The organism is Variovorax sp. P4_D9, assembly GCF_056401695.1.
This window is the reverse complement of the sequence record NZ_JBFUIU010000384.1, coordinates 1-8,443: the sequence shown is the minus strand read 5'-3', so window position 1 is coordinate 8,443 and position 8,443 is coordinate 1. Positions and strand designations below refer to the sequence as shown.

General features: G+C 66.7%; 6 protein-coding genes and 1 pseudogene. All 7 read right to left on the bottom strand.

What is annotated here, in order from left to right:
* Nucleotides 1-1,338 (bottom strand): annotated as a pseudogene (locus AC1DY5_RS31955) (NAD(P)/FAD-dependent oxidoreductase); the annotation flags it as partial.
* 27 nt (nt 1,339-1,365) lie between these two features.
* Nucleotides 1,366-3,333 (bottom strand): AMP-binding protein, encoded by a 1,968-nt coding sequence (locus AC1DY5_RS31950; RefSeq protein WP_478118000.1) that lies wholly within the window; start codon nt 3,331-3,333, stop codon nt 1,366-1,368.
* 48 nt (nt 3,334-3,381) lie between these two features.
* Complete coding sequence (locus tag AC1DY5_RS31945; protein ID WP_478117998.1) at nt 3,382-4,572, bottom strand: acyl-CoA dehydrogenase; 1,191 nt, start codon at nt 4,570-4,572, stop codon at nt 3,382-3,384.
* A gap of 9 nt (nt 4,573-4,581) precedes the next feature.
* Nucleotides 4,582-5,742, bottom strand: coding sequence for an acyl-CoA dehydrogenase family protein (locus tag AC1DY5_RS31940; protein WP_478117996.1), 1,161 nt, complete (start codon nt 5,740-5,742; stop codon nt 4,582-4,584).
* Between the two features lie 34 nt (nt 5,743-5,776).
* Nucleotides 5,777-6,775 (bottom strand): Bug family tripartite tricarboxylate transporter substrate binding protein, encoded by a 999-nt coding sequence (locus AC1DY5_RS31935; protein ID WP_478117994.1) that lies wholly within the window; start codon nt 6,773-6,775, stop codon nt 5,777-5,779.
* A 35-nt stretch (nt 6,776-6,810) separates the two neighbouring features.
* Nucleotides 6,811-7,593: a 2-ketocyclohexanecarboxyl-CoA hydrolase gene (gene badI / locus AC1DY5_RS31930; protein ID WP_478117992.1), complete on the bottom strand. Its 783-nt coding sequence runs from the start codon at nt 7,591-7,593 to the stop codon at nt 6,811-6,813.
* A 61-nt stretch (nt 7,594-7,654) separates the two neighbouring features.
* Nucleotides 7,655-8,425: a 2-hydroxycyclohexanecarboxyl-CoA dehydrogenase gene (badH, locus tag AC1DY5_RS31925; protein ID WP_478117990.1), complete on the bottom strand. Its 771-nt coding sequence runs from the start codon at nt 8,423-8,425 to the stop codon at nt 7,655-7,657.
* Nucleotides 8,426-8,443: the final 18 nt, after the last annotated feature.

Genomic DNA, 8,443 nt, shown 5'->3' with positions numbered 1-8,443 from the left:
GATCTGCATGCAGCGCTCGGCCGGCAGCATCGACACATGGTCGGGCCGGGTGTTGTGCAGCGTCCAGGGCGGATTTGTGATGCCCACCTTGGGCAGCAGCCATTGCTCGACACCGGTCATCACTTGGCCGATGCGCGGGCCCTTCTTGAACCAGAGCTTGAAGTTGCGATGCTGGTCGAGCTCCTGCTTTAACCAGCTTTGCTCGAAGGCTTCGGGAAAGGCGCTCAACTCGTCGTGCGACCGGCCGGCCGTCAGCGCGCCCGCGATGGCTTCGGCGCACAGCATGCCGCTCTTGATCGCGGCATGGCTGCCCTTGATGCGCGCCGCATTGAGGAAGCCGGCATCACAACCCACCAGGGCGCCGCCCGGGAACACGAGCTTGGGAAAGGCCTGCGGCGTGCCGTTGTTGATGGCGCGTGCCCCGTAACCGATGCGTTTGCCGCCATGGAGGTGGGCGCGGACCGCGGGGTGCGTCTTCCAGCGCTGGAACTCCTCGAAGGGGCTCATCCACGGGTTCTTGTAGTCCAGGCCGACCACAAGGCCGAGCGTGACCTTGTTGTCCGACAGGTGGTAAAGGAAGCCACCGCCGAAGCTCTCGTCGGTCATGGGCCAGCCGGCAGTATGGACGACCAGACCGGGCTTGGCTCTACCCGGGTTGATCTCCCACAGCTCTTTGAGACCGAGGGCAAAGCTCTGTGGATCCTTGCCCTCGGCCAGCTTGAAGCGCTCGATCAACTGGCGGCCGAGGTGGCCGCGCGCGCCTTCGGCGAAGACGGTATAGCGGCCGAGCAGTTCCATGCCCAGCTGGAAGCTGTCGGTCGGCTCGTCGTCCTTGCCCAGCCCCTGGTGCCCCGTGGCCACGCCCCTCACGCCACCTTGCGCGTCGAACAGCACTTCTGCTGCGGGAAAGCCGGGGAAGATCTCCACGCCCAGGCTCTCGGCGTGTTGCGCCAGTCACTTCACGACGTGGCCGAGCTGCACCACGTAGCAGCCGTCGTTGTGGAGGTTGCGCGGCACCAGCCAGTCCGGCACACGGCGGTTGCCGGTTTCGGAGAGGAACAGCACGTCGTCGCCCGTCACCGGCTGGTGCAGCGGCGCCCCGAGCTGCTTCCAGTCCGGCAGCAACTCGGTGATCGCGCGCGGGTCCATCACCGCGCCGGAGAGGATGTGCGCGCCCGGTTCGGAGCCTTTCTCGAGCACGACCACTGACGCATCGGGTTTCAGCTGCTTCACGCGGATGGCGGTGGCCAGCCCAGCGGGCCCGCCGCCGACGACGACCACGTCGTAGTTCATCGACTCTCGCGGTCCGAACTTCTGGAGGATGTCCTGGGGCTTCATGTTGACTCTCGGTGCGTGCAATGACCGTCAGCGCCGCGCAGCGCGGATTGCCTGCACGGCTTCCGGGTTGACCAGGGTGCTCAGGTCCCCCGCGTCCTCGCCGAGCCAGGCCGAACGAACGACACGCCGCATGAGCTTCATGTTGCGGGTGCGCGGCAGGTCGGGAACGAACACCACGTCGGCTGGCTTGAAGGCGCCGCCCAGGCCCGCCGTCACCGCGGACGACAGGACCTTGACCGCCGTGTCGCGGTCGGTATCGTGGCGTGCGACGCACAGGCAGACCACCGCCGTGCCCTTGATGGGGTCGGGCACACCGATGGTGACCGCGTCCTCCAGCAGCCCCGTGCCCATCAGCAGTGCCTCGATTTCCGCGGGCCCGGTGCGTTTGCCGGCGATCTTGAGCGTGTCGTCGGAGCGCCCGTGCACGTACCACATGCCATCGGCGTCACGACTGGCGAAGTCGCCGTGCACCCACAGGTCCGGCAGGCGCGACCAATAGCTTTCCAGGTAGCGCTCGCGGTCGTGCCACAGCCCGCGCGTGAGGCCGATGGTCGGCGTGCGCATCACCAGTTCGCCGGTGACTCCCACGCCGACGGAAGCGCCATTGCTGGCGTCGACCACGTCGGCGCCGGTGCCAGGCACGGCACCCGCAAAGGCACAGGGCTTGAGAGGATGGATCACGGTGCCGGTCAGGATGCCGCCCATCTCCGTGCCGCCCGAGAAGTTGAGCAGGGGCACGCGACGCTGTCCTACGCGTTCGAAGGTCCAGTGCCAGGCTTCAGGCGTCCAGGGTTCGCCGGTGGAAATCATCACGCGCAGCGAGCTGAGGTCGCGCTCGGCGAGGGCGGCGTCGGGCAGCGACATCGACAGGCGCGCGATCGTCGGCGCCAGGCCCAGGTAGGTGACGCGATGGCGTTCGACCAGCCGCCAGAGGCGGTCGGGTTGCGGATAGTTGGGCGCGCCTTCGGCCAGCACGACCGTGGCGCCGACGAGCAGGCCGCCGAACACGAGCATCGGACCGACGAGCCAGCCCATGTCCGACATCCAGAGGAAGCGGTCCCCGGCCTTGAGGTCCATGCAGATCGAAAGGTCCAGCGCCGTCTTGATCGGAAAGCCGCAGTGCGAATGCACGACGCCTTTGGGCTTGCCGCTGGTGCCCGAGGTGAACATCAGCAGGAAGGGATCGTCGGCCGGCATGGCTTCCGTCGGCACGTCCRCCACGCCCTCGGGCGCGCCTGCGGTGAGTTCGTTCCACCAGTGATCGCGCCCCTGCGTCCAGTCGTGCGGAGCCGCGAGATGGCGCAGGACCACGACGTGACGCACCCCCGGGCAGTGCGCCAGCGCGACATCGACAACGCTCTTCGCACCGACCGGCTTGCCACGACGCGCGGATYCGTCGACGGTGATGACGGCCACCGCCCGGCCATCGTTCAGGCGTTGTGTGATTGCGTCCGCACCGAAGCCAGAGAACATCGGCAGCACGATGGCGCCGATCTTTGCCACGGCCAGCATCGCGGCGGCAGCATGCGGCAGGTTGGGCAGGTACATGCCGACGACGTCACCGCGACCGATACCGAGGCTGCGCAGGCCCCACGCGAGGCGGCAGGTCTCGCGGTCCAGATCGGCGAAGGTCCAGGTGCTCACTGCACCGTCTTCGCCTTCCCACACCAGCGCCGGCTGTCCGTAGCACTCGGTGCCGCGCCGCCGGTCGAGGCAGTTGAGCACCACGTTCGTCACGCCGCCCACGCACCAGTGCGCGAAGGGCGGCCCCTCGGTCACGTCCAGCACCCGTTCGTATGGACGTTCAAATCGGTAGTCGAGGAAGCGGATCAGCTCGTCGTGAAACCAGCTCGGGTCCAGGCTCGCGCGCTCGTTGAGCGCCTCGAAGCTGTCGACGCCCAGCGCACGCATGAAGCGGGTCAGGTTGGCCTCTTCGACCATCGCCGTGTCGGGGCGCCAGACAACGCCGGGGGAAGTGGAAAGATCGATTTGCATGATGTGCAGTCCCATCAAAAGGGAAGAAGCGAGGTGGTGGCCGCGCCTTCAGTTGAACGCGGCGATGCCGGTGATCGCACGGCCGAGGATCAGCGCATGCACATCGTGGGTGCCCTCGTAGGTGTTGACCACCTCGAGGTTGACCAGGTGGCGCGCCACCCCAAACTCGTCGCTGATGCCGTTGCCGCCGAGCATGTCGCGTGCGACGCGGGCGATGTCCAGCGCCTTGCCGCAGCTGTTGCGCTTCATGATCGAGGTAATCTCCACGGCGGCGGTGCCCTCGTCCTTCATGCGGCCCAGACGCAGGCAGCCCTGCAGGCCGAGCGAGATCTCGGTCAGCATGTCGGCGAGCTTCTTCTGGATCAGCTGGTTCGCCGCGAGCGGACGGCCGAACTGCTTGCGGTCCAGAACATACTGGCGCGCACGCAGGTAGCAGTCTTCGGCCGCACCCAGGGCACCCCAGGCAATGCCGAAGCGCGCGCTGTTCAGGCAGGTGAACGGGCCCTTCAGACCGCGCACTTCAGGGAAGGCGTTCTCCTCGGGGCAGAACACCTCGTCCATCACGATCTCGCCGGTGATGCTGGCGCGCAGCCCGACCTTGCCGTGGATGGCCGGTGCCGACAGGCCCTTGGCGTCCTTGTCGAGAACGAAGCCGCGGATCGCGCCTTCGTCGTCCTTGGCCCAGACGACGAACACATCGGCGATCGGGCTGTTGCTGATCCACATCTTGCTGCCGCTGAGGCTGTAGCCGCCCGGCACCTTCTTTGCCCGAGTGATCATGCTGCCGGGGTCCGAGCCGTGATTCGGTTCGGTCAGCCCGAAGCAGCCGATCCATTCGCCCGAGGCGAGTTTGGGCAAGTACTTCTGCTTCGTGGCCTCGTTGCCGAATTCGTTGATCGGGACCATCACCAGCGAGGACTGCACGCTCATCATAGAGCGGTAGCCCGAGTCCACGCGCTCGACTTCGCGCGCGATCAGTCCGTAGGCGACGTAGTTCAGCCCGGTGCCGCCATAAGCCTCGGGAATCGTCGGCCCGAGCAGGCCGAGCTCGCCCATCTCGCGAAAGATCGCGGGATCCGTCTTCTCCTGGCGGAACGCGTCCTGCACGCGCGGCAGCAGCCGCTCCTGGCAGTAGGCGTACACCGCATCGCGGATCGCGCGTTCGTCGTGCGTGAGTTGCCCGTCGAGCGCGAGCGGGTCGTCCCAGGCAAAGGTGGGATGCGCGGAAGTCTTGGCCATGTCGGTCTCCTAGTCCTGGTTCATCAGCTCGCGGCCGACGATGATTTGCTGAATTTGCGTGGTGCCTTCGTAGAGGCGGAGAAGCCGGACGTCGCGGTAGAAGCGCTCCACCGGGTACTCGTTGATGTAACCGGCGCCGCCGTGGACCTGCACGCCGCGGTCRGCCACGCGGCCAGCCATTTCGGTGCAGAACAGCTTGGCGCACGACACGCGCATCGAGACGTCGGGGTCCGATACATGCGGTGGTTTGCGGTCGAAGCGCTCGGCCACCTCACGCACCAGGGCCCAGCCGGCGAGCAGCTCGGCCTGACTGTCGGCCAACATGGCCTGGATGAGCTGGAACTCGCCCAGACGCTTGCCGAACTGCTTGCGTTCGCGTGCGTAGCGGGCCGATTCGTCGAGCACGCGCTGCGCGATGCCACAGGCCACCGCCGAGATATTCAAGCGCCCGCGGTCGAGCACCTTCATCGCGGTCTTGAAGCCTTGGCCAGGGACGCCGCCGATGATGTTGGCCGCCGGAACGCGCACGTTTTCGAGGATGACGTCGCAGGTCATCGTGCCGCGCTGGCCCATCTTCTTGTCCTTCTTGCCGAGCTTGATGCCGGGCAGGTCGGCGGGGACGATGAAGGCCGAGACGCCGGAGCCGCCCGGGCCCCCGGTGCGCGCCATCAGCGTGAAGGCGCCGGCGCGCGGTGCGTTGGTGATGAAGCGCTTGGTGCCGTTGAGCACGTAGTGGTCGCCGTCGAGATCGGCCTTGGTCTTCAGCGAGGCGGCGTCTGAGCCGGCATCGGGCTCGGTGAGCGCGAACGACATGACCAATTCGCCACTGGCAACGCGCGGCAGGTAGTCCGCCTTCTGGTCGGGCGTGCCGTCCATCAGGATGCCCTGCGAGCCGATGCCGATGTTGGTGCCGAACACCGAGCGGAAGGCTGGCGCGGTGCGGCCCAGCTCGAAGTTGACCTGCACCTCCTGGCTGACCGACAGGCCGATCCCGCCGAACTCCTCCGGCACGGTGAGGCCGAACAGGCCCAATTCCTTCATGGCGTCGACCAGTTCCGGCGGGACTTCGTCGTGCTCCTCCAGGTGGTTCTCGGCGGGCACCAGCCGCTCGCGCACGAAGCGCTGCACGGTGGACAGCAGGATGACAAACGATTCGTTGTCGAGGGCCATGGTTGTGCTCACTTTGCGTCGATGTGCTGCTCGGTCACTCGAGGACGATCTTGCGGTCCTTGATGAGGGCCGACAGCGTCTTGTCCTCCTCGGCCAGCAGCTTGCGGAACTCGGGTTGCGTCAGCGGCACTGGCTCGGCGCCGAGGCTGTTGAAGCGCTCCTTGAGCGCCGGCGCCGCCAAGGCCTTGGTCAGTTCGCGGGACAGGCGCTCGGTGATGTCGGCGGGCAGGTTGTTCGGCGCCCAGACGCCGAACCAGATGTCCAGGCTGGCGTTCTTGATGCCGAGGTCGGCGTATGTGGGCGCGTCGGGGAAGAAGGGTGACTTGCGGTCGCTAGCCACGCCCAACAGCTTGACCTTGCCGGCCTTGATGTGTGGAAAGGCGATGCCCGGGTCGAAGGCGAAGTCGGCTTGCCCGGCCATCACGTCCTGCAGGGCGGGCGCGGATCCGCGGTAGGGCACGTGCGTGATGAAAGCGCCCGTGCTCTGCTTGAACAGTTCACCGGCCAGGTGAGGCGGTGTGGCGGTGCCTGACGAGGCGTAGTTCAGCTTGCCAGGCTGGGACCTGGCGAGCGCGACGAGGTCCTTGATGTTCTTGGCCTCGATCGTGGGCCTGGCCACCACGTACATCTGCATGCGGCCGATGCCCATCACCGGCGTCAGGTCGCGCGAGGGCAGCACATTGGACTTGAACAGGTAGGGGTTGGCCGTCTCGACCGAGGTGGGCGCAACCAGGATGGTGTAGCCGTCCGCGGAGGCTCGGGCCACTTCGCTGACGCTTAGATTGCCGCTGGCCCCGGGCTTGTTGTCGACGATGACCGGTTGACCCAACGACTCGGTGAGCGCCTGCGCCAGGGCGCGGGCCATGACGTCGGTGCCACCGCCGGGGGCGAACCCGACCACCAGCCGGATGGGCTTGGTGGGCCAGGCCGTCGGCTGGCTCGCCGTGGGCAGGCTCGCTCCGGCCAGAAGCACTGCTGCACAGGCTGCAAGCAAACGGCGCTGCTTGAAGCGGGAAGTGGATGTCGAAGTCATGGCTGTCTCCTGGTCGTTGTCGTGGGGGCGCGCGGTCACTTGGCGTACTTGCGGAAGTCGGGCTTGCGCTTGTCCTTCAGCGCGTTCACGCCTTCGCGCGACTCCTCGGTGTCGTAGTACAGCTTGAGCGCGTACATGCCCATGCCGGCGATGCCACTCTGGTGCGCGGTGTCGGCGTTGAAGCTGCGCTTGGCGATGGCGATCGCGGTCGGACTGCGCTCGCAGATGGTCTCGGCCCACTCCTGCACGGTCTCATCCAACTTCTCAGGCGGCACGCAAATGTTGGCGAGGCCCATGGCCACGGCCTCCTGGCCCGAGTAACGCTTGTTGAGGTACCAGATCTCGCGGGCCTTCTTCTCGCCGACGACGCGCGCGAGGAAGGCGGTGCCGTAGCCCGGATCGACCGAGCCCATCTTCGGGCCGACCTGTCCGAAGATCGCCTTCTCGGAGCAGATGGTCAGGTCGCAGATGGTGCACAGCACGTTGCCGCCGCCGATCGCGAAGCCCTGCACGCGTGCGATCACCGGCTTGGGCACGTCGCGGATGGCGGTGTGCAACTCTTCCATCGGCAGGCCGATGGTGCCGCGGCCGTCGTAGTTGCCGTTGTGGGCCGACTGGTCGCCACCGGTGCAGAAGGCCTTCTCGCCCGCGCCGGCGAGCACGATGGCACCGACCTCGCGGTCGTAGCCGGCCCGGTTGAGCGCGCGGATGATCTCGTCGCAGGTCTGGCCGCGAAACGAGTTCATCTTCTCGGGCCGGTTGATCGTGATCCAGGCGACGCCGTTGCGGTTCTCGTACAGGATGTCTTCGAATTCCATGATGGTCTTTCAGATGAATGAGGTTGAGCGGCTTCAGTCGATGAAGTTGGAATGAACGGCCTCAGCCGTTCATCGTCAGGCCGCCCGAGACGCTGAGCACCTGGCCGGTAACGAAGGCGGCGTCCTCGCTGGCGAAGAAAAGGATCGCGCCGGGCAGGTCGTCGGGCTGGCCGATGCGACCGAGCGGAATGGAGCGCGTGAACGCTTCCATCAGCTTTTCGGGGTTGCCGGCGCCTTCCTTGTAGTCGGCGAAGAGCGCGGTGTCGGTCGGCCCTGGGCAGACGAGGTTGACGGTGATGCCGTGGCGGGCGTGTTCGCGGGCGATGGTCTTGGAAAACGACACCAAGCCACCCTTGCAGGCCGCGTACACCGCTTCGCCCGAGGAGCCGACGCGCGCTGCATCAGAGGCGATGTTGACGATGCGCCCCTTCTTGCGGCTGGCCATGCCCGGGAGCACGGCGTGATGCATGTGCAGCGCGCCGGTCAGGTTGATCGCGATGAGCTTGTCCCACTGCGCAGGTTCGGTCTTCGTGAACGGCTTGAAAACGTCCCAGCCGGCGTTGTTCACCAGCACGGCGATTGGGCCCAGCGACTTCTCGGTTTCGGCTACCGCGGCATCGACGCTGGCGCGGTTGGTGATGTCGCAGCGGAAGGCCTGCGCGCGGCCGCCTTCGGCCTGGATACTGGCGGCGACCTTCTCGGCCGCATCGAGGTTCAGGTCAAAGACGGCGACCGAAGCGCCCTCGCCGCCGAAGCGGCGGCAGGTGGCCCCGCCGATGCCGCCGCCGCCGCCGGTCACGATCACGGTCTGGTTCTTGAATCGCTGGCTCATTGGGTATCTCCGTTGCAA

What these genes read in the sequence shown, in the direction of transcription:
- AC1DY5_RS31945 (WP_478117998.1), bottom strand. Translation starts at nt 4,572, where the DNA reads ATGGCCAAGACTTCCGCGCATCCCACCTTTGCCTGGGACGACCCGCTC.
- AC1DY5_RS31935 (WP_478117994.1), bottom strand. Translation starts at nt 6,775, where the DNA reads ATGACTTCGACATCCACTTCCCGCTTCAAGCAGCGCCGTTTGCTTGCA.
- badI (WP_478117992.1), bottom strand. Translation starts at nt 7,593, where the DNA reads ATGGAATTCGAAGACATCCTGTACGAGAACCGCAACGGCGTCGCCTGG.
- badH (WP_478117990.1), bottom strand. Translation starts at nt 8,425, where the DNA reads ATGAGCCAGCGATTCAAGAACCAGACCGTGATCGTGACCGGCGGCGGC.